This window comes from Emergencia timonensis (assembly GCF_900086585.1).
GTDB classification, from domain to species: Bacteria; Bacillota; Clostridia; order Peptostreptococcales; family Anaerovoracaceae; genus Senimuribacter; species Senimuribacter timonensis.
Window position 1 is genome coordinate 287,328 of sequence record NZ_FLKM01000008.1, and the last position, 21,236, is coordinate 308,563.

General features: G+C 44.4%; 22 protein-coding genes. 4 read left to right on the plus strand and 18 right to left on the minus strand.

The window, feature by feature from the left end:
• Positions 1–143: 143 nt before the first annotated feature.
• Together BN6539_RS02610 and BN6539_RS02615 are read left to right on the plus strand one after the other, a co-directional pair.
• The gene (locus BN6539_RS02610) at positions 144–794 is read left to right on the plus strand and encodes a GntR family transcriptional regulator (protein WP_067533481.1); all 651 of its coding nucleotides are present in this window, start codon (positions 144–146) and stop codon (positions 792–794) included.
• Between the two features lie 211 nt (positions 795–1,005).
• Complete coding sequence (locus BN6539_RS02615) at positions 1,006–2,328, plus strand: IS4 family transposase (protein ID WP_067533484.1); 1,323 nt, start codon at positions 1,006–1,008, stop codon at positions 2,326–2,328.
• Between the two features lie 199 nt (positions 2,329–2,527).
• Here BN6539_RS02615 and BN6539_RS02625 read toward each other — a convergent pair whose 3' ends face one another.
• The 18 genes from BN6539_RS02625 to BN6539_RS02710 all read right to left on the minus strand — a co-directional run bounded on the left by BN6539_RS02625 (position 2,528) and on the right by BN6539_RS02710 (position 19,166).
• Positions 2,528–3,976, minus strand: coding sequence for a sodium:solute symporter family protein (locus tag BN6539_RS02625; RefSeq protein ID WP_067533490.1), 1,449 nt, complete (start codon positions 3,974–3,976; stop codon positions 2,528–2,530).
• Between the two features lie 33 nt (positions 3,977–4,009).
• Positions 4,010–4,639, minus strand: a complete 630-nt coding sequence (locus tag BN6539_RS02630; RefSeq protein ID WP_067533493.1) for a TrkA C-terminal domain-containing protein — start codon at positions 4,637–4,639, stop codon at positions 4,010–4,012.
• Between the two features lie 163 nt (positions 4,640–4,802).
• Complete coding sequence (locus BN6539_RS02635) at positions 4,803–5,087, minus strand: F0F1 ATP synthase subunit epsilon (RefSeq protein WP_067533496.1); 285 nt, start codon at positions 5,085–5,087, stop codon at positions 4,803–4,805.
• The gene (atpD, locus tag BN6539_RS02640; protein ID WP_067533499.1) at positions 5,080–6,483 is read right to left on the minus strand and encodes a F0F1 ATP synthase subunit beta; all 1,404 of its coding nucleotides are present in this window, start codon (positions 6,481–6,483) and stop codon (positions 5,080–5,082) included. The genes BN6539_RS02635 and atpD overlap by 8 nt, the downstream gene beginning before the upstream one ends.
• Before the next feature lie 216 nt (positions 6,484–6,699).
• Complete coding sequence (gene atpG / locus BN6539_RS02645; RefSeq protein ID WP_067533502.1) at positions 6,700–7,572, minus strand: ATP synthase F1 subunit gamma; 873 nt, start codon at positions 7,570–7,572, stop codon at positions 6,700–6,702.
• On the minus strand, positions 7,565–9,079 hold the full coding sequence (gene atpA, locus BN6539_RS02650; protein ID WP_067533505.1) for a F0F1 ATP synthase subunit alpha: 1,515 nt from the start codon (positions 9,077–9,079) through the stop codon (positions 7,565–7,567). The genes atpG and atpA overlap by 8 nt, the downstream gene beginning before the upstream one ends.
• Before the next feature lie 18 nt (positions 9,080–9,097).
• A complete protein-coding gene (atpH, locus tag BN6539_RS02655; RefSeq protein ID WP_067533507.1) occupies positions 9,098–9,634 on the minus strand; it encodes an ATP synthase F1 subunit delta in 537 nt (178 codons plus the stop codon).
• Positions 9,625–10,134, minus strand: coding sequence for a F0F1 ATP synthase subunit B (gene atpF, locus BN6539_RS02660; protein WP_067533509.1), 510 nt, complete (start codon positions 10,132–10,134; stop codon positions 9,625–9,627). Before atpF ends, atpH begins: the two co-directional genes overlap by 10 nt.
• Positions 10,135–10,167: 33 nt before the next feature.
• Complete coding sequence (atpE, locus tag BN6539_RS02665) at positions 10,168–10,389, minus strand: ATP synthase F0 subunit C (RefSeq protein ID WP_067533511.1); 222 nt, start codon at positions 10,387–10,389, stop codon at positions 10,168–10,170.
• 17 nt (positions 10,390–10,406) lie between these two features.
• A complete protein-coding gene (gene atpB / locus BN6539_RS02670) occupies positions 10,407–11,144 on the minus strand; it encodes a F0F1 ATP synthase subunit A (RefSeq protein ID WP_067533513.1) in 738 nt (245 codons plus the stop codon).
• 1 nt (position 11,145) lies between these two features.
• Entirely contained in the window at positions 11,146–11,508 is a 363-nt protein-coding gene (locus BN6539_RS02675; RefSeq protein WP_067533515.1) for a hypothetical protein, read from the minus strand.
• A gap of 58 nt (positions 11,509–11,566) precedes the next feature.
• Positions 11,567–12,046, minus strand: coding sequence for a 23S rRNA (pseudouridine(1915)-N(3))-methyltransferase RlmH (gene rlmH / locus BN6539_RS02680; protein ID WP_067533518.1), 480 nt, complete (start codon positions 12,044–12,046; stop codon positions 11,567–11,569).
• A 7-nt stretch (positions 12,047–12,053) separates the two neighbouring features.
• The gene (locus BN6539_RS02685; protein WP_067533521.1) at positions 12,054–12,854 is read right to left on the minus strand and encodes an MBL fold metallo-hydrolase; all 801 of its coding nucleotides are present in this window, start codon (positions 12,852–12,854) and stop codon (positions 12,054–12,056) included.
• A 304-nt stretch (positions 12,855–13,158) separates the two neighbouring features.
• Positions 13,159–13,371, minus strand: coding sequence for a hypothetical protein (locus tag BN6539_RS22690; RefSeq protein WP_067533524.1), 213 nt, complete (start codon positions 13,369–13,371; stop codon positions 13,159–13,161).
• Complete coding sequence (locus BN6539_RS02695) at positions 13,340–14,707, minus strand: sigma-54-dependent transcriptional regulator (protein WP_067533527.1); 1,368 nt, start codon at positions 14,705–14,707, stop codon at positions 13,340–13,342. The genes BN6539_RS22690 and BN6539_RS02695 overlap by 32 nt, the downstream gene beginning before the upstream one ends.
• 2 nt (positions 14,708–14,709) lie before the next feature.
• Positions 14,710–16,998 (minus strand): ATP-binding protein, encoded by a 2,289-nt coding sequence (locus BN6539_RS02700; protein ID WP_067533531.1) that lies wholly within the window; start codon positions 16,996–16,998, stop codon positions 14,710–14,712.
• An 83-nt stretch (positions 16,999–17,081) separates the two neighbouring features.
• The gene (locus BN6539_RS02705) at positions 17,082–18,455 is read right to left on the minus strand and encodes an APC family permease (protein WP_067533534.1); all 1,374 of its coding nucleotides are present in this window, start codon (positions 18,453–18,455) and stop codon (positions 17,082–17,084) included.
• A gap of 12 nt (positions 18,456–18,467) precedes the next feature.
• Entirely contained in the window at positions 18,468–19,166 is a 699-nt protein-coding gene (locus BN6539_RS02710; protein ID WP_067533537.1) for a cysteine hydrolase family protein, read from the minus strand.
• A gap of 323 nt (positions 19,167–19,489) precedes the next feature.
• Between BN6539_RS02710 and BN6539_RS02715 the strand changes: the two genes are divergently transcribed.
• A complete protein-coding gene (locus BN6539_RS02715) occupies positions 19,490–20,041 on the plus strand; it encodes an RNase H family protein (RefSeq protein ID WP_067533540.1) in 552 nt (183 codons plus the stop codon).
• Between the two features lies 1 nt (position 20,042).
• On the plus strand, positions 20,043–21,233 hold the full coding sequence (locus BN6539_RS02720; protein WP_067533543.1) for a coenzyme F420-0:L-glutamate ligase: 1,191 nt from the start codon (positions 20,043–20,045) through the stop codon (positions 21,231–21,233).
• The last annotated feature ends 3 nt before the right edge of the window (positions 21,234–21,236 follow it).

Sequence of the window (21,236 nt, forward strand, 5' to 3'; positions counted from 1 at the left end):
GTTGTATTATATATAACTTGCATATAATTGTCAATTAAGCCGAAAATTCTTCTGACAATCTTCATAAAGTGTAAATATCAGGTTGACGAATGTCGATTTTTTGTTCTATTATAATAAGTAATAGTCCGAGGGGAGAAAAGAATATGGAAAAGTTTAAAACACTGAAAGATCACGTATATGAATATATCGCAGACCAGATACGTGACGGTTCCCTGCTGCCGGAGCAGAGAGTCAACGAAAACGTCATCTGCGAAAGTCTCAATATCAGCCGCACTCCTGTGCGCGAAGCTTTAATTCAGCTGACTGCCGAAGGCGTTTTAGAGAATCGTGCGCGAAAAGGGTTCGTCATTAAATCCATATCCGAAAAAGATGTGGGAGAAATCTATGCAGTGATAGGCGTCCTCGATGGTTACGCCGCTAAATCTTCTTGCGATCACTTGACAAAACAGGATCTGGCGGATATGGCCTTTTATATTGAAACCATGGATCTGGCAATCAAAGCCGGTAACTTCGAAATGTATCACAAACAGCAAGTGGCTTTTCATCAGACCTATATAGATCAATGCGGCAATGACGCCCTCATCGATTCAATTGATAAGCTGAAGAATAAGCTGCTGAAGAAAAGCTATACCGAAGACGTAAGCGGAAGCACGCAAAAGGTTCTCTATGCTACCAATGACGAGCATCGTGAGATTCTGGAACTGTTTAAAGCTACGGATAAAGAAGGACTATTCCGTTATTTGTCAGAAAAGCACTGGACGCCGGCTTACGCGGCCTTCGATGCCATTATTTAATGAAGGAGGGGCTGATGCCCAATGTCATTAAGTTAGTGGAAAGTAAAAAAAGACTTCATACTAAAAAAAGTATGGGGTCTTTTTTTCTTTAGGCTATTGACAAACCTCGCAAAATGTGCGGCCGCTTTTACCAGCAAAGAAACGATGGTAAAAGCGGCCCTTGTAATTAGTAGATCATTCAAATCAAACAAAATTACAAGGAGGTTACATTATGAAAATCGATAGTATTTACCAGAAAATCGGGTCTTGCATCAAACAAATTGACGCAAGCAAAGAAAACCATGTGCATTGTCCTGCAAAGGACTTTACCCGCAGCAGAAAAATTTCTTTTTCTGACTGTATGATGTCCGTTGTCTGTATGCACGGCGGAACCCCCTTCTCTGAGATTTTGGAATATTTTCCCCGTAATATGGATGTGCCCACTGTGTCTGCATATTTGCAGCAACGGGCAAAGATTAAACAAAGTGCTTTCGAGGAACTGTTTAACGCCACCATAACCCTGCATCAGGAGGCAAAATCTTATCGGGGGTACAGGCTTTTAGCCGCTGACGGAAGTGATGTGCAAATCCCTACAAATCCTAATGATACGGACACATTTTTCCCCGGCACCAATGGGCAGAAACCATATAACCTTGTCCATCTTAATGCCCTTTACGATATTTTATCCAATACTTATCAGGACGCCGTGGTACAGGACAGACTCAAATTTGCCGAACATGAAGCGTTGAATCAAATGGTGGACCGCTCTCGGATAACGCGGGCCATTTTAACTGCAGACCGTGGATATGAGTCCTACAATATAATGGCACATCTGCAGGAAAAGCGCTGGCTCTACCTGATACGGGTGCGGGACATCGATAAAGGCGGAATCATCAGCAGACTTGATCTTCCTGGCGATGAAGAATTTGATCTCGATATCGATCTGCAGATGACAAGGAAAGCCTCGAAGAAGACGAAAGAACTTTTTGAGGATAGAAATCATTATCGGTATATACCGCCTAATTCAAGACTGGATTATCTTCCCCTACGCTCAGAATATACCCAGGATGCCGCTTTTTACCGGATTCCTTTTAGGGTGGTGAGATTTAAAATTACACATGGCCAATACGAAACCGTAGTAACAAACCTCTCGGCAAGTGAATTTCCAGCATTGGAACTGAAAAAGCTTTATGCTATGCGCTGGGGAATTGAAACCTCATTTAGAACATTGAAATACAATGTGGGGATGATTTACTTCCATTCTGTCAGAAAAGACCTGGTGCTGCAGGAACTTTTTTCAAGATTGGCTTTTTTCAATATTGTGGCGGTTGTATCAGAAGGACTTTGCAGCACGCACTCAAGCAGGAAATATCCATATAAGGTCAATGCGGCAAAAGCGGTCCTAATATGCAGAAAGCTATTCCTAAATCAGATTTCCCCACATTCCGCTTATCGGTTATTGTTAAAATCCGTAATACCAATACGGAAAGACCGCAGCTTTGAGAGAAAATCACATTCAAGAATAGCAATCAACTTCATTTACAGGATATCATAAATCCGGGCATCTGCATACTGGTTTTTCTGCCATCTGTGTGGCTTTTTTGGCATGCCGTAAAACGAGTATGCGGATTTGATTTTGCTAAAGTAAAAAGACCCCATACTTTTTTTAGTATGAAGTCTTTTTTTACTTTCCACTAACTTAATGACATTGGGCTGATGCCCCTCTTTTCTATCGCACCGCAATTATGGCTCCCTTATTTTTTACTTTTTGAAACCTCCAGAAATCCTGACGGTTGTGTTTTGTAGGTGACCAGGCTCACGCATACTAACGCGACAGCGCAGGCAATGGCACCGGGAACAGTCGCGCCCAGTCCAAATGGCAGTCCCGCCAGCTTCCAGCCGACGCAAACTGCAAAGCCGCTGACCATGCCTGCAATAATACCAGCTTTTGTCGCCTTCCGCCAGTATAGCGCCGCAAAGGCAGGCAATCCCGCCGCAGCCGCATAAAAGCTCCAGGCAAACATCAGAATGGAATAGGCATTTTTTATGTACAAAGCGATTACCAAAGCACCCAGAGGAAGGACGATTGCAAAAATACGAGAAAGGCGAATCTCGTTTTTCTCTCTTAGTCCCGGCTTGAAGGTTTTGACAATGTCGTGAACACAGGTCTGCACAGACACGAGCAAATAGCTGTCTGCCGTGGACATGATGACTGATAAAATTCCTGCCAGGGCCAGGCCCGTAAGTCCGACAGGCAGAACGGTAATAGCAAGAGCTGGAACGGTGGCATCTGTGGACCCGTACTGCGCTAGGATATCATCACCGATAATCTGGTGAGCGATGACACCCATGAAAAATACGAGAAAGATAGTGACTCCGTAGACAAGGGTGCCTAAGAACATGCCTCGCTTGGCCGATTTTCCGTCTTTGGCAGCAAAAGCCCGCTGCCACATTTCCGCACCTGCCAGAGTGAAGACCAGATAGGTTACAATGTCACCAAGAATATCACCGTCAATATACGGTTTAGCTAATGCAGGGTCCAGGTTGGCTGTGAAATTCGAAAAGCCCCCTACAGTATACAGAGAGGCAATCGGTATCAGGATATATACGAAAATCAGCAGCATAAAGAACTGCACTACATCTGTATATACCACGCCAAAGAGTCCCGATGTGGCAGTATAGATCATAAACACAATACAGGCAATCAACGCGCCCACCTCGTAGGAAAGTCCGATTTCTCCGCCTAGCATGCTGATAATCGTTGCCGTTGCCGTGACCTGAGACGCTACTGTCCCCATCATGGTGAAGGCAATCATGGCTCCCAAAATGATCTTTGCTGTCTTACCAAAACGTCGTTCGAACAGATCGGGCATAGAGGACACATTGTGCTGAAATCCTATGGCGGATATTCTGCCGGAGATGCCGGAGAAGATGAACATGCCTAATAAGTAAGGGAGGGCTGTCATGACAGCCTTAAACCCGTCAGAGTAAGCGACGCCTGCTCTCCCCATCAATCCGCTGCCGCCGATAATTGTTGCGCAGACGGTGGCCATCATAACAATAGGTCCAAAGGTACGACCGGCAATATAGTAATCGCCGATGTTTTTTACTTTTTTCATAAAATGCACGCCGATTAAAACAAGCGCGATTAAATAGGCGCCTATAATGACGAGGTCAATGGTCTGTAACTGATCGTGTGCCATAATGATATCCTCCTATCTTTATATCAGATGTGTCTAACAGTCTTCCGGATTAAGGAATGCTTTTACTTTATCTACTACATCAGGGGCGCCTACAAAGATTACATAGTCTCCTCCGTACAATTCGGCATGGGGCCCTGGTGAAATCATCGTATTGTAGCCGCGTCTAATCGCTACAATCGTTGCGCCAGTTGCCTGCCAGAACTGCAGAGAGGCCAGGCTTCTGCCGATTTTATCTGAGTCTTCGGATATGCGGACCTGATAATTAGGGAGTCTCTGCTCGGCTACTGTAGAAAAGGTCTCACTTTCCAGAACCTCCGTACAAACCTCCAAAATCCGCCGTCCAGTCTCATCATGTTCTTCCAGCAGATGTCTGAGTTTCGCAGCCTTCTCGCGGCGATCTAATTGTTCCTCCAAATTTTCAGCGCAGCGTCTTGCGTTGTCTGTAGACAGTACATAAACACCGCTCTGTCCCTTGACCTCTACTACCTTCATATCGGCAAGGATCTGCAATGCTCTGCGCATGGTTTCCGGAGAGACCTGATATTCTGATGATAACTTGGAGCGCCCCGACAATCTTTTGCCGATGGGAAAATCGCCTTCTGCGATTCGTGACGCTAAGAAGTATGCAATTCTTATGTATTGTGGAAAGGTATCGGCGCTCATGCTCGCACACTCCTATTCAGAATATTCTATATATTAATATTTTACAACTGACAACTTTATTTGTCAACAAGTATGTTAGTTACGAACGACCGAGTACCGTAAATAAAAAAAGCAGTCTGTACAAAGATGAACCCTTTGTTCAGACTACCCCTTTTATTTATTCCTAATCTTCTTCTACCCACTCTGCTTCGTCAGTGTAGACCACAAAACGGTCTTTGATATCTACATGACCGCCCTTGATGTCGATGATCTTCAAGTCCTTTGCGCCGGTCTCGCGAATCTTGACTCTGCCCTTCTCGGCAAGAAGCTTTACACACCAAACGTGGTGGGCCATAAAGCCTTCTTCCCCATCGGTGGTCGGCACGACGACCATTTCCACCTGGCCGGAGTAGAACATCTCTCTCGGCGTGATGACTTCAAGCAAAACGCCTTTGTCTGCATCAGTCATGAGCCTGCTCCTTAGATTCTTCGTACTTTGCCACCACATCGTCGATGCCGCCCGCAAAGAGGAAGAAAGACTCTGGAATGTCATCGTGCTTTCCTTCCAAAATCTCTTTGAAGCCACGTACCGTCTCGGCAATCGGAACATATTTACCTTTCATGCCAGTAAATTGTTCCGCTACGCTGAACGGCTGGGAAAGGAATCTCTGAATCTTTCTAGCTCTTGCAACCGTCTCTTTGTCTTCTTCAGAAAGTTCATCCATGCCCAGAATGGCTATGATATCCTGCAGATCTCTATATTTCTGCAGCACCTTCTGTACACCTCTGGCAACCTCATAATGCTCTTCGCCTAAAATCAACGGGTCGAGGATTCTGGAATTGGATGCCAGAGGATCGACTGCCGGATAGATGCCCAGTTCAGTAATGGAGCGGGAAAGAACAGTGGTCGCATCCAAGTGGGCGAAGGTCGTAGCTGGCGCTGGGTCTGTCAAGTCGTCGGCAGGCACATAGACCGCCTGAACAGAAGTAATAGACCCCTCTTTTGTAGAGGTAATTCGCTCCTGCAAGGCCCCCATCTCCGTAGCCAGCGTCGGCTGGTATCCAACGGCCGACGGCACACGGCCCAGCAAGGCAGAAACCTCTGATCCAGCCTGTGTAAATCTAAAAATATTATCGATAAACAGAAGTACATCCTGCTTCTCTTTGTCTCTGAAATATTCGGCCATTGTAAGACCCGTCAGTGCGACCCTCATTCTGGCTCCCGGCGGTTCGTTCATCTGACCGAACACCATGGCGGTCTTCTTCAGTACTCCCGATTCTGTCATTTCGTTGTAGAGGTCGTTTCCTTCTCTGGTCCTCTCTCCAACGCCGGCAAATACGGAAATGCCGCCGTGCTCTGTGGCGATGTTGTTGATCAGTTCCTGAATCAAAACCGTCTTTCCTACGCCAGCGCCGCCAAAGAGACCGACCTTTCCGCCTTTTGTATAAGGAGCGATTAAGTCGATAACCTTAATTCCTGTCTCAAAGATATGGGATGTCGTATCCTGATCTTCAAACTTCGGCGCCTGCCTGTGAATCGAACTCTTCACCTCTGTTGCAACTGGTCCCTTTTCATCGATGGGATCGCCTAAAACGTTGAACAGTCTCCCCAGGACTTCCTTGCCTACAGGGACTTTAATCGGTTCTCCGGTATCAATTGCTTCCATTCCTCTCGAAAGACCGTCTGTAGATGATAAAGCAACGCATCTGGCTTCATCATCCCCGATATGCTGATGAACCTCTGCCACAATGTTTTTCCCATCAACGGGTATTTCAATGGCATTGAGAAGTTCCGGCATTTCGTCGGGATGGAATCGGATATCTATAACAGGCCCAATAATCTGATGTATTGTTCCTTTATTCAATGATTTTCACCTCCTAATGGTTCTGCCCCGCAAGCAAAGCGAGCGGCTAGGCAGACCTTATGCTTTAAATCCCCAAGAGAACGAGCCTCTGGCGATGTTTGATTGGGTGGATTTTGTCGTACTAATGGTTCTGCCCCGCAAGCAGAGCGAGCGGCTAGGCAGACCTTATGCTGCGATTGCCTGGCTTCAGTCAGTTCGCAATCGATCATATTATTTTTATCTCTGGGCCTCTGCGCCTGCAACGATTTCTATAATTTCGTCCGTAATTGCAGACTGTCTTGCATGGTTATATTCAAGCTGCAAATCTGCCAAGATATCCTTAGCGTTATCGTTGGCGTTCTCCATGGCCGTTCGTCTTGCCGCATACTCACATGTGGCGGACTCAATACATGTGCTGAAAATCATCAGCTCAATATATTTCGGTATGAGATAACTGAAGACTGCTTCTGCAGACGGACCATATTCGATAGGATTCGTATAATCACCCACTTCGCCTTTACTGTGAATGTCGATAGGAAGCAATTTCTTTATGATCACTTCCTGCTTCAGTGTATTGATATAAGAGGTATATACGATGTCGATTTCGTCAATTTCTCCCTTTGCGTACAGCTCCATCAGCGGTCTGCTGATTTCTTTTGTCTCCTCAAAGGTCACCGTATCTGCCGGTGCGTCGTGCTCCATCAAAATCTCTACTCCATGATGCGCAAAGTATTCCCGCCCCTTAGAGCCGATGGTCACCATCCTCACATTGCTGTAGTCATTACCGTACTCAGAAAGTCTCTCCGTCATGGTTCTGATTACATTGCCGTTGAAGCTGCCGCAGAGACCGTTGCTGCTGGTAATCAAAACATAGCACTTGTTCTTAACGTCTCTGCTTCCTGCCAAAAAGCGCTGCGGTACATCTTCTACGTCATCCAAAGTCTCCTGAATGGATTCAAGCAGTCTGCCCAAATAGAGTCTGGAACTCTCAAAAGCAGACTTTGCTTTACGCAGTTTTGCTGCAGAAACCAGCTTCATAGCATTGGTAATTCTCTCTGTACTGCCAATGCTCTTGATTCTTCTCTGGATATTCTGCATTTGCTCAGCCATCGATAAAACCTACCTTCTTAAACTCCTTGATTCCTTTAATCAGAAGTTTTTCAGCGTCTGCGCTGTAGTCTCCCGTCGTGCGGATTTCTTTGCCGATTTCTGGGAAATGATCATCCATATATGGATAAAATTGTTTTTCAAATGACTTAATCTTATCGACGTCGATGTCGTCCAGGTATCCGTTAGAGGCCGCATAGAGAATCATCACCTGGTGCACTACGTCTACCGGTCCATACTGTCCCTGCTTAAGAATCTCCATGAGAATTTTTCCATGATCCAGCTGGCGTTTTGTATTGGCGTCTACGTCTGAACCGAATTGGGAGAAAGTCTGCAGTTCCCTGTACTGGGCCAGCATCAGCTTAATCTTGTTGGATACCTTCTTCATGGCTTTGATCTGCGCATTTCCGCCTACTCGAGAGACAGAGATTCCTGCGTTGATAGCTGGTCTCTGGCCGGAGAAGAACAGTTCTGTCTCCAGGAAGATCTGCCCGTCTGTAATGGAAATTACATTGGTCGGAATATAGGCGGATACGTCCCCTGCCTGTGTTTCAATCAGCGGAAGAGCAGTAATAGAGCCGCCGCCCAATTCATCTGACAGCTTTGCCGCTCTTTCGAGCAGACGGCTGTGAAGATAGAACACGTCACCCGGATATGCTTCTCTTCCTGGCGGTCTTCTCAGAAGCAGCGACATCGCTCTGTAGGCGACGGCGTGCTTTGATAAATCGTCGTAAATAATCAGAACATCTCTGCCTTTGTACATAAAATATTCTGCAATCGCACAGCCAGAATACGGTGCGACGTATTGCAGCGGCGCTACCTCACTGGCAGTTGCGGATACTACAATAGAGTATTTCATTGCGCCTTGATTCTCCAGGTTCTGCACCAGCTGCGCCACTGTCGATTTTTTCTGACCGATTGCTACATAAATACAAATGACATCTTTGTCTTTTTGATTTAATATCGTGTCAACTGCAATGGCTGTCTTACCAGTTTGTCTGTCGCCGATAATCAATTCACGCTGCCCTTTGCCAATCGGCATCATGGCGTCGATGGCCTTGATGCCCGTCTGCAGCGGCTCATTAACTGATTTTCTCTGCAGAACCCCTGGCGCCGGATATTCTACCGGTCTGTGTTCCGTAGTCTCGATGGCGCCTTTGCCGTCAATGGGCTGGCCTAAAGCGTCTACGACACGACCGATCATAGCGTCTCCAACGGGAACGTCTACCACGGTACCTGTAGGTTTTACAATATCGCCCTCACCGATTTCTCTATCGGAACCGAGAATAACCGCACCTACATTATCCTCTTCCAAGTTCAGAGCCATTCCATAGGTTTCGCCTGGAAATTCCAAAAGTTCTCCAGACATGCAGCGGTTCAGCCCATAAACTCTGGCAATGCCGTCTCCGACCTGCATAACCGTACCAAAATCAGAGATTTCCAGCTGCTTGCTGTAGTTTTTTATCTGTTCTTTTATCAGACCACTTATTTCGTCTGGTCTTAAATTCATAGAGGTTCCCCTCCCTTCTTATAGCTTTTTCAGTTTATAGTCCAAATCATTGAGGCAGGCGCGCAGAGACGCGTCTATCAGTTTTCCATCTACCAAAACCTTGACGCCGCCTAATAAGCTGCGGTCAATTTTATTTCTGAGTTTGACCTTTTCCCGGAGAAGCTTCCCTGCCTCAGCCTCAAATTTCACAAGTTGCTCTGGACTCAGTGGTACAGCGGAATAAATTTTGCCATAGGCCTCACCTCTGTACTCATCCATCAGCTTCAAATATTCCTTCACGATTCTGTGATAGTGGAACATTCTATCTTTATCTATCAGGATATAAAGAAAGGATAGTACTTCTTTACTGACCCTGCCTTTAAATACATTCCTGATCATGGCTTTCTTTTTTATAACAGGAATTGCTGGATTACACAGCAAGCTGACGTAGTCCTGTTCCTTTTTTAATATTCCATCAATCTGATCGATTTCTTCTTTTATTTCATCAATCTTATCAAGTTCAACTGCCGCGTCAAAGAGTGCCCTGCCATAGGTCATTGCTATCATTAACTCCATGGTTTTTCGTCAGCCTCCTCGATAATCTTGTTGATAATCTCTTCATGGGTCTCAGGGGAAAGTTCTTTCTCCAGAATCTGTTCTGCAGCCATCATTGCCAGGTTGCCGACTTCTTCTTTCAACTCTTTCCTTGCGTTATACTGCTCACGCCTAATTTCTTTCTGAGAGTGATCAATAAGATTTCTTGCTTTTTCATTGGCGCTGTCGACGATTTCCTTTGCTTGCACTTTCGCTTCGTCTCTGGCGGCTTTGAGCATCTGTCTGCTTTCCATCTCAACATTGGCTATCTTTGCTTCATAATTCTGCAGCTTCTCGTCTGCCAGCTTATTGACATTGTCAGCATTTTCAATTGAACTCCTAATCTCATTTTCTCTGTCCATCATAAATTTGTGAACTTTTTCAAAGAAGAATACCTTCAGGATGATGAATAAAACGATGATTGTTACGGCTGTGAACAACAGGTTCCAGTTGATCGTTAACAGCGGTTGATACATTTCCATGTCTTATCCGCCTCCTTCCTGCTCTCAATCTATTTAAAGCTTACTTACCAGCATAATCGCGATGACAAAGGCTAATACGCCGATGGTCTCCATGATGGCCATACCTACGATCATCGTCGTTCTGATGATACCACTGGCTTCCGGCTGTCTTGAAATCCCTTCCAGGCCGCCTCTCAGTCCAAAACCCTGACCGATACCGATACCTAATGCTGCCAGGCCGATTGCGATGCCTGCTCCTATTGCTATAATACCCATTTTTTTACCTCCATTTATTAATTATCATTTTTACTAACTCTTGATGACACGCCTTCCATGGCGGTAGTTAAGAATACCATGGTCAGCATGGTGAAGATGTAGGTCTGAATCGCCGGCTCAAACATATCGAAGAAACCGTTCAACGGCAATACAGTGATTGCCCGCAAAAACGGGACGTCCGTCAGCAAGCTGCTCAAAAACTCCATCAGGCTCATCCACAGGTCTACTACGATAACGCCTCCCAGAATATTTCCGAAAAGTCGCAGAGAGAGCGAAATTGGCAATGTCACATCTTCTAAAATCTTCAGCGGGAACATGAACGGATATGGATCACACATCTCCCGCAGTCTTCCTCTTACTCCGAGTTTCCTTATGCTGTTGGCCTGAATTAAAATAAAGGTCAGCCCGGATAAGGCAAAGGTCACATTCAAGTCTGCCGTAATCGGCCTCAGACCCAATAGGCCCAAAGAACTGCCGCAGACGATAAACGCAAAGATTGTTCCGATGTAAGGGGCAAAATGTTCATTTTCCTCTCCCATATTTTCACGGGTGTACTTGTAGATCCACCCGACGATGGTCTCTGCTACGATCTGCTTCCCTTTGGGGACAGTTTTGAGTCCGCTTCCCAGCCAGATTCCTACTGCCGCTAATATTACGGCAAGAATGAGGCCAAAGAGCGTGCTCTCTGTAATCAGCAGTTTCCCATCTGCGAGACTGAGGATAATACGAGATCCCAGCTCGTCAATGTTTATCATTCTATCCCTCCTTCACATATGTAATCACTGAAGCTACGGTCAGACCCAATACGCCGATTCCATATGCGGCTAATGCAATGATGTCAATCCTGTAACAAAGATAGCCAGTTACCCCAAAAAGTAAAAACCTCCCCATGTGAAGCAGGAAGGCCAACCATATTTGTTTTCCATCTATAGCACAATCAACAACTTTTTCCAAAGCCGTTAGATTAACGGTCACTGCACATATTCCCATTATTAAGCCAAAGGTAAATCTCCAGTCAAATCCAAAAACAAACAGGGAAAAGGCCTCACAAAGCAAACTGTAAACCACCATATAGAAGAAAATCTTCCATTTTTCTCTTGTAAACTTTTCCCTGTTCATTTTGAACTACACCTCATTATATGCTTTTTTTTTAAAATGTAAATAGTACTTTAGTATATTATTTGTGATACGTCTCATTTCGAATTATTTTGAAACTTCTGTATATCTGTTCTAGTAAAATGACCCTCATCATCTGATGAGGAAAGGTCATTTGAGAGAAAGATAACTGAAGGTCTGCCCGGCGGCTTACCGCCTCGCTGAGACCTAAACTTCCGCCGATGACAAAGGCAATATTGCTGATCCCATCAATCGTTAATTTCTCAATTTTCTCAGCTAGCTTTTCAGAGGACATTGCTCTGCCATTCACTTCTAACGTGACGACATATACGCCATCTTTTATCTTCTTGAGAATTTCTTCACCCTCAGTTTCCTTGACAGCCTTTTCTTCTGCAGGACCAGACTTATCTGGCAGCCTTGACTCTTTTAACTCTACAATTTCCAAATTGCAATAGCTTTTCAGTCGCTTGCAGTATTCAGCAATCGCCTCTGACCAGTATCTTTCCTTTAGTTTTCCAACACATATGACTGAAATATTCATAAAATTTTTACACTTCCACAAATGGACTTACTTCGTCCCTGTTTGCAATATCTAATTTTAAATCCTTGTCTATGTAAAAGTCTTCTTCAAATAATATGTTTCTGATGGTCAAGTAGGCCTGGCCCGGCGTATTGTTCTCTTTGCTCAGATGTGCAAGAACCACGTGAGGGATTTTGTCATGCACTCTTTTTTTTAACATTTGGCAAAGACAATGACCGGCCGCTTCGTTGGAGAGATGTCCCTCATCTCCTAAAATTCTTCTCTTTAAAGGATATGGATATGCCCCCATCTTCAAAATATTCACCTCGTGATTCGCCTCTAAAATCAGCAAGTCTGCTGATTCCACCTGGTGAAAAATCTCTTCAGAGACAAATCCCGTATCTGTAACGATCGTCACCTGTCTGCCGTCGTGGGCAAAAGAATATCCTGTCGGTTCTGCCGCATCGTGTGAGAGGTGAAAAGGATTCACCCGTATATCTCCAATATAAAAAGGGCTTTTATTCGGGACACCATAGGCTCTCTCTTCTGGAATTTTGTCTGCAATTACGTTCAAAGTTCCATTTGACGCAAAAACGCCTGCATTTGACGCCTTTTTGCTGACCATTCTCAGACTCCTCACATGGTCGATATGTTCGTGGGTAATCAGAATGCCGTCGATTTCTTCTGGTGTGACACCCCGTTCCTCCAGCCCGGCGAAGACCCGCTTCCCTGTAATCCCAACATCTACCAATAACGTTGTATGTTCACTTTTAACCATATAGCAGTTTCCAGAACTGCCGCTGGCAAAAGAGCAAAATTTTAGTGCCATAATTTACCTCGTATCCTTTTCCTAGATAATTTCTTCCGTTCGGCATCGCCGTTGTAATCGTGGAATCATTATACCATGAATATACCTTTAAAAATCCAATCGAGATTCATGATTCAATGAACGCTTCCTTGCAGCAAAGCTGTAGGATCGATGCGTTCATTATACCATGAATATTCCTTTGAGAATAGAATTGAAATTCATGATTCAATGATTCCTACATTGCGGCAACGCCGTGAGATTTTGGAATCATTATACCATGACAATTCCTTTGGAAATAGAATCGAACGTCATGATTCAATGATTCCTACTTTGCGGCAACGCCGTGAGATTTTGGAATCATTATAGCACAATTAAATACGAGGTTCCAGTTGTAAATCGGTTTGTCACACGGCAAAGGCATGAAAGTAAAATAGCGCACCTGCATCTTCCAAAACATTACAATAAATGCGAAAAATCTTTTCGTGCCTTTGCCGTGACATCCGCCATCACTCTTGTCTCTTTCTGTATTTAATGCCATAGTCGTTCAGCTTCTTATATAAATTTTTCCTGGCAATGCACATCTCCTCCGCCGCTTTTGCCACATTTCCATTATGCTTGTTTATCATCTCTGTGATATATTCTTTCTCAAAGGCCTTGGTCATATTCTTTAAGTCTGCCGGTACGGTCTCTATCTCTGCTGCTCCTCTAATTTCATCCGGCAAGTCTTCAATGTCTACTTCTCCGTCTACGGATAATACCACCAGCCGCTCAATAATATTGCGAAGCTCCCTCACATTGCCTGGCCAGTCGTAGTTTTCCAGCATTTTAATCAATTGGGAACCAAAGGAATTAATTTTTTTATTCATTTCTTTTGCATATTGTAACAAAAAACTTTCGCAGAGTACCGAAATATCTTGTCGACGCTCTCGCAGCGGAGGGATCTCAATGGGTATGATGTTAATCCTGTAATACAGATCTGCCCGAAATCGATTTGCCTCTACCTCTTTCTTTAAATCTCTATTGGTAGCCGTTATTAATCGAAAGTCACTCTTAATCGATTCTGATCCACCCACTCGTTCAAAAGATTTCTCCTGCAGCACCCTGAGTAATTTTACTTGCATGTTCATACTCAGTTCCCCAATTTCATCAAAAAAGATCGTACCGCCGTCTGCCGTTTCAAAGCGGCCTTTTCGCTGTTTTTCTGCTCCAGTATACGCTCCCCTCTCACTGCCGAACAGCTCGCTTTCAATTAGATTTTCATTCAGCGCCCCGCAGTTGACGCAGACAAAGGGTTTCCCCACCCTTTTGCTGTTCTTGTGAATCATATTGGCCAGGACTTCTTTGCCAGTGCCGGTCTCTCCCGTTATCAAGACTGCCGAGTCAGTTCTTCCAATTATCTCTGCTTTCTGACGCAGGTTTTCTGCAATGTGAGAAACGCCAATAAAATCCTTGCTGTCAGACAAACTGGCAATATGCTCTTTTAGGGTGTCGTTCTCCTCTTTTATATTGGCCAGCTCCTCCGCCTTTTTTACGCTGGATATCAGTTCTTCAATATCCGCCGGCTTGACAAAGTAGGAGAATGCACCTCTCTTTACAGCCTCTACCGCTCCCGAAATAGAGCCCTCAGCCGTAAGCATGATAACTTCCACTGCAGGACGTATTCTTTTGATGGCATGGAGAAGTTCCATTCCGTCCATTCTGGGCATAATGATATCTGAAATGACCACAGACACGTTATGCTCCTGCAGTATTGTCAATGCCGCTTCACTGTTATCACAGGACAGTACCTGGAAACCCTTCAGTCTGAATATTTTTTCGTATACTTCCAGAAGTTCTCTGTCATCATCTACTAGTAAAATGGGTATTTTGGTCATACTTACTCACTCCTGTTCTTTGGAATGGAGATTACAAACTCCGTCTCTCCATTTGTCGGTTCTGTGACTGCTATTTCGCCCTCTAGTGAGTCGACGAGCCTCTTCGTAATCCAAAGACCGATGCCGGTGCCTCGTTCTTTTGTCGTCATAAATGGTTCAAAGACTCGTTCTTTCGGCTCGATTCTAATCCCGCCTCCATTGTCTCTAATTCGGATTAACACCCTGCTGTCAATTTCGTGACAGCTGATTTCAATCCACCCGTCACAAGAAACTGCCTGAATTGCGTTAATGATAATATTTTGCAAAATTACCTTCAAAGCTTCTCTGCCGGAAGAATAAATATAGCAGCTGACGTCAACATCTAACCTTACATCGATATTTTTGCCGATGGTTTCTTTTTTAGATAGAAGTAGAATCTGATTGACCAGGGTCCCAATATGAATCATCTCACTGCCGCTGGAATCCCGTCTCGAAAAATCCAGCAGAGTCGTTATCACATTTTCTGCCTCCTCCACGGCTTTCATGATGGTGGCAATTTCCTTCGCACCCGTCTTCTTTTCGTCCAAAAGGTCCAGAATATAGGCTGCTCCCTTTATCAGCGCCAAGACGTTTTTCAGCTCATGAACTATGGCGGCGGACAACTGCCCTACGCCTGCCATCTTCTCGAGCTGCTGCATTTCTTTCTCCAATAAAATGCTCTTTGTAATGCATTCGCTGGATATAACAACCTGATCGACCAGGCCGGTTTCCTTCATGATCGGGTAATATACGTTCTTGTAAACTTCCCCGTCCACGATCAGCTGTTCGGTAAAATACTGTTTTTGTTCATTGACTTGTGCAATTGCCCGGGTAATATTCTCCTGCGTGATACCAGACGAAACTTTGGACTGAATCTTTATCATACCATCAATATCCACAATCATCAAAGTCCCTTCAATGGTATCCAGTATGGTATTAATCTGACGATTTTTATCCAGCAGCGTTTCAGTGTAGCTTTCGATGCTGTCGTTCATGGCCATAAAGGCCTGATTTAGCTGTGAAATTTCATAATAAGTGTCCTCACAGTCCTCCTGCTCTGCTTGGATGGAACTGTAATCCCCTTTAGAAATTCGGTTGGCGCTGTTGACTAGATCCTTCATGGGCCGAGAGAACTTATCATACAGCAAAAGTCCGAAGACCGCAGCCAAAAACAGGTCAATGATGATAAGAATGCCTGCCTTTTTCAGATCGAATTCGTTGGTAGTCTTATATTCCTTCATATCTATTTCGATGATTAGAGCAGAGTCGGTTCCCGGGACTTGAGAATGGACCATCATTTTCTGGCTATGATCTTCACCGAAGACTTCAATGCCGCTGTCCTCATCTAACGCTGCCTTCAGAGCATTTACTCTTTCAGACGACATTCTTCCTTCTGTAAAGATATTTTTTTCATATACCTGCCCCTGATCTGCTTTGACGTGGCTGAAATCTGTATGGTATAGGATATTGCCTTCATGATCCAGCCAATAGACTTTTCCTGATTCACCCAAAGAAAAGCCCTCAAAATACTTTTCTTTTATATTGTCAATAGCCAGATCGAGACAGATGACGCCGTATAGCTGGTCATTCGCATCATAAACTGGCTGTGAGCAGGTCATGGTCCATCCCGTTCCCAGGTAATCGGTATAAGGCGGCGTCCAGACCGGCTTACGCTGGGGATTGTTTTCTTCGTTAGCCATTGTATAGAAAATATCTTTAATTTGGCTATGGTCGCTGGTGAAGTCATCCTGCAGCTTTCTATAAGGACTGCACCTTAATAAATTATCCTTTGTAGCAATATACGCCCATGTCACGTCTTCTTTCTCCAGAATCTGTGCAAATGCTTCATCTAATTCCTCGGTCAAATTGATTTCCTTCATTAGTTCAGCCGTTTTCACCGTTGTTTTTGGCACCATGATGTTGCTCTGTGCCGTAATAGACACAGATTCATCCCGTTTTCGTACGATGGTGCCATCCTTTCGAAGCACATATTCTGCTGATAAATCCTGGGAGATCGTCTCGTCCTGCAGCAGCTTTTCCGTCCATATGCCCAGCAGACCGACCTGAGTCTTAATTCGATCAAAGGTAATTGCAATCAGTTCGCTCTTTTCGTCAACGATTTCCTGCATGCTCTTTTTCGCATATTCTGTTGATTTGCTCTCTTCTTTTATCGTCACATAATATGTAAACAGAACAATAGAAAGGATGTTAAAAACCATAAAGATCACGATTATATTTGTCGCTAGTGATTTTCTAAATTTCACTTTTTTCATGCTGTTCCTTTCTATATCGTTCCTATTATTTTAACATCAGCCCAGGGAATTGTCCCTAGGCTGAAAAAAGTGGTATCTACATATTATGCGTCTCGTTGATTTGTATCACCGGAATCAACGGTGTCTGGAGACAGTTCTACCGGCGCCCAGCCAATTGGATCTATCTTCTGATGATACTTTGCATAACCCCAGAGAACGACTCCCAGTGCTCCATAGATCGCCAGAACAATCCAGGCGCCTATATCCATGGCAGTAATTGACGAATATAGAACCCATAAGCAAAAGATGATGCCTATAACGCCCATTAAAGTTCCCGCTTTTACCTTATATGGTCTCGGCCAGTCTGGATGTAGTTTTCTCGTCCTCAGGAACGACAGTGTCACCATCATGTATACCGCCCCTGCAGCGACGCCGTAAATGGTATAGATGTAGTTAATCCAAGCGTCTGGCGCAAAGACAGTAAAGTAAACGGATAGGATTCCCACGATTACATTTGCAAACTGTGGCTGTCCCTGCTTATTTAATTTGCCGAATCTCGGCGACATCTGGTGCTGCTTTGCCGCACCGTACAGAATTCTGGATGCGCTGAGCCAGAAAGAGGACAGCGTCGTAATACAGGTCAAGGATCCCATAATTACAATAATCAGTCCCAGCCAATGCATACCGAGGATGTCAGCGACCCTCGGGTCTACAATGTCCGTCTCTGCAACCCATTGATTTGAAACAATGCCGCCAACCGCCACTACCGCTAAGCCATAGATTAGGACTGTACAGCCAAGGGAACCCACAAAGGCTTTCCACAGGTCCTTCTTAGGAAATTTTGCTTCTTCAGATAGCTGTGGAATCAGATCAAATCCTACAAACTTCATAATCAATAATCCTATTGCAGCGGTGTAACCGGCAGTGCCATTGGAGAACCACGGGGTTATATTAGAATAATGCCACTTGCCGCTGAGAATAAAGATTGACGAGGCGACGACGCTAATGACCAGCGTACTCCAAAACAGGATATTTTGTAGTCGTGCCAACACCTTTAATTCCCTGTTGGTTAAGAAAAACCACAGCACCAAGATGACGGCTGCAATAATCTTCACCTGCAATGCCGTAACTGGAAAAATGTACCCCAGCATACTGGCAATGCCGTAGGCTACTGTCGGCATGGCCATGACATAAAGCAGCATAATCAGCCAGCAGGATGCAAACCCGGTATTCCAGCCAAAAGCGTTGGTAATCCAAATGTTTTGCCCTCCCGCATAAGGCATCATACTCGTCATTTCTGAATAAATAAAACATAAAGGTAAGATTAAAATTGCACATGTAATTAGGGAAAATACCGCGCCTGGTCCACTGAGTTCGAACCAGTATTTGATTTCGACCATCCAGGCTGCAATCATGCCGCCAGCGGCCATAGCTATCATGCCAGATAGCTTCAGTTCCTTTCTTAAACCGTTTTCCATGTCGTCCTCCTCTTATAAATTCTTTTTAATTAACGCAATTGTTTCGTCAGTGGACAGGACATCACAATAGATGACACTCATAATTTTCAGCTCTGCATCGTGAAGTTCCTGACTGCCGGCAGCACAGGCATCTTCTACACAGATGACTTTTAAGCCTGCGTCTGCCAAACCTCTGACAGTGCTTGCTACGCATTGATCGGTTACAATTCCTGTTACGACAACTGTCTCAATGCCCATAAACTGCAGCAGTGTCAGGTAGTTCGTACCTGTGGTCACACTATCTGTCGTCTTGTTTACGACAATCTCATTTTCCAGTGGAGCCAGTTCCTCTATCATCTGTGCGGCGTAGCTATTGACCGGAATCAGCATGCCGTTCCAGCCTTCTGACTTCTGCACCGGGGATCGATCCTCCCCGTCCTCTCGCAAACAGGCAATTCTTCCGTAAGTTACCATCAAATTATTTGATCTGAAGAAATCTAAAAGCTTTTTGTTGTTGGGAATTACAATATCGTCCAGTCTGTCGTGAAATGGAATCCATCGCTCCCACTCTCCTGCTTCTTTAAACTGTAGAGCCTCTCCAAAATCTCTGAGTACAAACTCATTTTGCAGATCGACTAGCAAAAGGGCCGTCTTTCTCGGATCTATCTTGGGCTCTTCAACCTGACCAATCGTCTCATAATAGAAATTCAAATATTTCTCTTTCACTTGCATGTATCTAACCTCCTGTATTTTGGTACTGACATAATTGCGATTCTCATGCCAAAGTTTTGTATTTTTCAAATAATTTTGTCATATTTCCTCTATCCTTTGAAATTTCAATGTTTAAAAATGTAATTTACGTTACAAAATTTATTGATAATTGCTAGCTCGATCTAAGGTTGTTACCTTTTCGTAACGAAACACCAAGGAAAGATTACCTTTTCGTAACAATCGGCGAATATATTATTAACCACAAAATTTTCCAATCTTTGTTGTACTTTCCGGTAAAATAAGGCATAATATATATGTTAAAAATTTCAACAAAGGGGAAAAAGATGACGATTTTGAGAATTTATACAGATGGAGCCTGTTCAGGTAATCAGAGCAGCGAAAATGTCGGCGGATGGGGATCTATTTTAGAATTTGGCGAACACAAAAGAGAAATGTTCGGCGGAGAAGCCAATACGACTAACAACCGCATGGAACTGACTGCAGTAATAGAAGCTTTTAAGGCATTGAATCAAGGGGGACAGACTGTAGAGGTGTTTACGGACAGCGCCTATGTCGCCAATTGTTTCAGAGAAAAGTGGTATGAGAGCTGGGAGAAGAACAAATGGAAAAACGCTGCCAGGAAATCTGTGGAAAATCAAGAACTTTGGCGAGAATTACTTGCATTAGTGAGGCAACATGATGTAAAATTCTATAGGGTAAAAGGCCATGTCAATCTGAAAAGCAAATCTACAGATTTTGATAAGCTTTACGAGAAGTTTGTAAGCTGGAACGGAAGTCGTTTCACTTTTGAAGATTTTGAATATATAACAACCATGAATAATCGTGCCGATGAATTGGCGAACATGGGCATAGATCGAATAAAAGGAGAGATGTAACATGGAAAGAAAAGTAGGAACTGTATCAAGAGGACTGAGAGCTCCTATCATAAAAGAAGGCGAGGATCTTTCACAGATTGTCATCGACACTGTTATGGATGCCGCCAATTCTGGAGAGTTTACAATTCAGGATAGAGATGTTTTGGCAGTTACAGAATCGATATTGGCCAGATCGCAGGCGAATTACGCTACCAAAGAACAGATTGCGGCTGATGTGAAAGCAAAACTTGGCGGAGAGACCATCGGTGTTATTTTCCCAATTCTCAGCAGAAACAGATTTGCCATTTGCCTTCGCGGTATTGCAAAGGGCGCAAAGAAGGTCATTCTGATGCTCAGCTATCCGGCAGACGAGGTAGGAAATCACTTGGTAGACTTAGATTTATTAGATGCCAAGAACATCAATCCATATTCAGATGTTTTGTCTCAGGAAACGTTCGAAGAACTCTTCGGTAAATCAAACCATACTTTTACTGGCATGGATTACGTGAATTACTACAAGGGCATTATCGAAGAAGAAGGGGCTGAAGCAGAGGTCATCTTCTCCAACAACCCTAGAACCATTTTGAATTATACGAAGAGAGTTCTGACTTGTGATATTCATACGAGAGTGAGAACAAAGAGATTGCTCAAGGAAGCTGGTGCTGAAATTGTCTGCGGCATGGACGACATATTGACAGCAAGCGTAGACGGCAGTGGCTATAACGACAAATATGGACTTCTGGGCTCCAATAAATCTACGGAAGACTCCATCAAGCTGTTTCCGATTCACTGCCAGGAGTTTGTCGACGGAATCCAGAAGAAGATCAATATACTGACAGGAAAGACCATCGAAGTCATGGTCTATGGAGACGGTGCATTCAAGGACCCTGTAGGTAAGATCTGGGAGTTAGCTGACCCTGTGGTTTCCCCAGGCTATACAAAAGGTCTGGAGGGAACTCCAAATGAAGTAAAGCTCAAATACCTGGCAGACAACGAATTCGCAGATCTCAAGGGCGAAGAACTGCAGGCTGCAATCAGCGAGTACATAAAACACAAGGACGAAGAGCTTGGTGATTCTATGGTCGCGCAGGGGACGACACCGAGAAGACTTACCGACCTGATCGGCTCCTTATGCGATTTGACCAGCGGCAGCGGCGACAAAGGAACACCGTTCATCTATATCCAAGGATATTTCGACAACTATACAAAATAAGCA

What these genes read in the sequence shown, in the direction of transcription:
- BN6539_RS02610 (WP_067533481.1), top strand. Translation starts at nt 144, where the DNA reads ATGGAAAAGTTTAAAACACTGAAAGATCACGTATATGAATATATCGCA.
- BN6539_RS02615 (WP_067533484.1), top strand. Translation starts at nt 1,006, where the DNA reads ATGAAAATCGATAGTATTTACCAGAAAATCGGGTCTTGCATCAAACAA.
- BN6539_RS02625 (WP_067533490.1), bottom strand. Translation starts at nt 3,976, where the DNA reads ATGGCACACGATCAGTTACAGACCATTGACCTCGTCATTATAGGCGCC.
- BN6539_RS02630 (WP_067533493.1), bottom strand. Translation starts at nt 4,639, where the DNA reads ATGAGCGCCGATACCTTTCCACAATACATAAGAATTGCATACTTCTTA.
- BN6539_RS02635 (WP_067533496.1), bottom strand. Translation starts at nt 5,087, where the DNA reads ATGACTGATGCAGACAAAGGCGTTTTGCTTGAAGTCATCACGCCGAGA.
- atpG (WP_067533502.1), bottom strand. Translation starts at nt 7,572, where the DNA reads ATGGCTGAGCAAATGCAGAATATCCAGAGAAGAATCAAGAGCATTGGC.
- atpA (WP_067533505.1), bottom strand. Translation starts at nt 9,079, where the DNA reads ATGAATTTAAGACCAGACGAAATAAGTGGTCTGATAAAAGAACAGATA.
- atpH (WP_067533507.1), bottom strand. Translation starts at nt 9,634, where the DNA reads ATGGAGTTAATGATAGCAATGACCTATGGCAGGGCACTCTTTGACGCG.
- atpF (WP_067533509.1), bottom strand. Translation starts at nt 10,134, where the DNA reads ATGGAAATGTATCAACCGCTGTTAACGATCAACTGGAACCTGTTGTTC.
- atpE (WP_067533511.1), bottom strand. Translation starts at nt 10,389, where the DNA reads ATGGGTATTATAGCAATAGGAGCAGGCATCGCAATCGGCCTGGCAGCA.
- atpB (WP_067533513.1), bottom strand. Translation starts at nt 11,144, where the DNA reads ATGATAAACATTGACGAGCTGGGATCTCGTATTATCCTCAGTCTCGCA.
- BN6539_RS02675 (WP_067533515.1), bottom strand. Translation starts at nt 11,508, where the DNA reads ATGAACAGGGAAAAGTTTACAAGAGAAAAATGGAAGATTTTCTTCTAT.
- rlmH (WP_067533518.1), bottom strand. Translation starts at nt 12,046, where the DNA reads ATGAATATTTCAGTCATATGTGTTGGAAAACTAAAGGAAAGATACTGG.
- BN6539_RS02685 (WP_067533521.1), bottom strand. Translation starts at nt 12,854, where the DNA reads ATGGCACTAAAATTTTGCTCTTTTGCCAGCGGCAGTTCTGGAAACTGC.
- BN6539_RS22690 (WP_067533524.1), bottom strand. Translation starts at nt 13,371, where the DNA reads ATGGCATTAAATACAGAAAGAGACAAGAGTGATGGCGGATGTCACGGC.
- BN6539_RS02695 (WP_067533527.1), bottom strand. Translation starts at nt 14,707, where the DNA reads ATGACCAAAATACCCATTTTACTAGTAGATGATGACAGAGAACTTCTG.
- BN6539_RS02700 (WP_067533531.1), bottom strand. Translation starts at nt 16,998, where the DNA reads ATGAAAAAAGTGAAATTTAGAAAATCACTAGCGACAAATATAATCGTG.
- BN6539_RS02705 (WP_067533534.1), bottom strand. Translation starts at nt 18,455, where the DNA reads ATGGAAAACGGTTTAAGAAAGGAACTGAAGCTATCTGGCATGATAGCT.
- BN6539_RS02710 (WP_067533537.1), bottom strand. Translation starts at nt 19,166, where the DNA reads ATGCAAGTGAAAGAGAAATATTTGAATTTCTATTATGAGACGATTGGT.
- BN6539_RS02715 (WP_067533540.1), top strand. Translation starts at nt 19,490, where the DNA reads ATGACGATTTTGAGAATTTATACAGATGGAGCCTGTTCAGGTAATCAG.
- BN6539_RS02720 (WP_067533543.1), top strand. Translation starts at nt 20,043, where the DNA reads ATGGAAAGAAAAGTAGGAACTGTATCAAGAGGACTGAGAGCTCCTATC.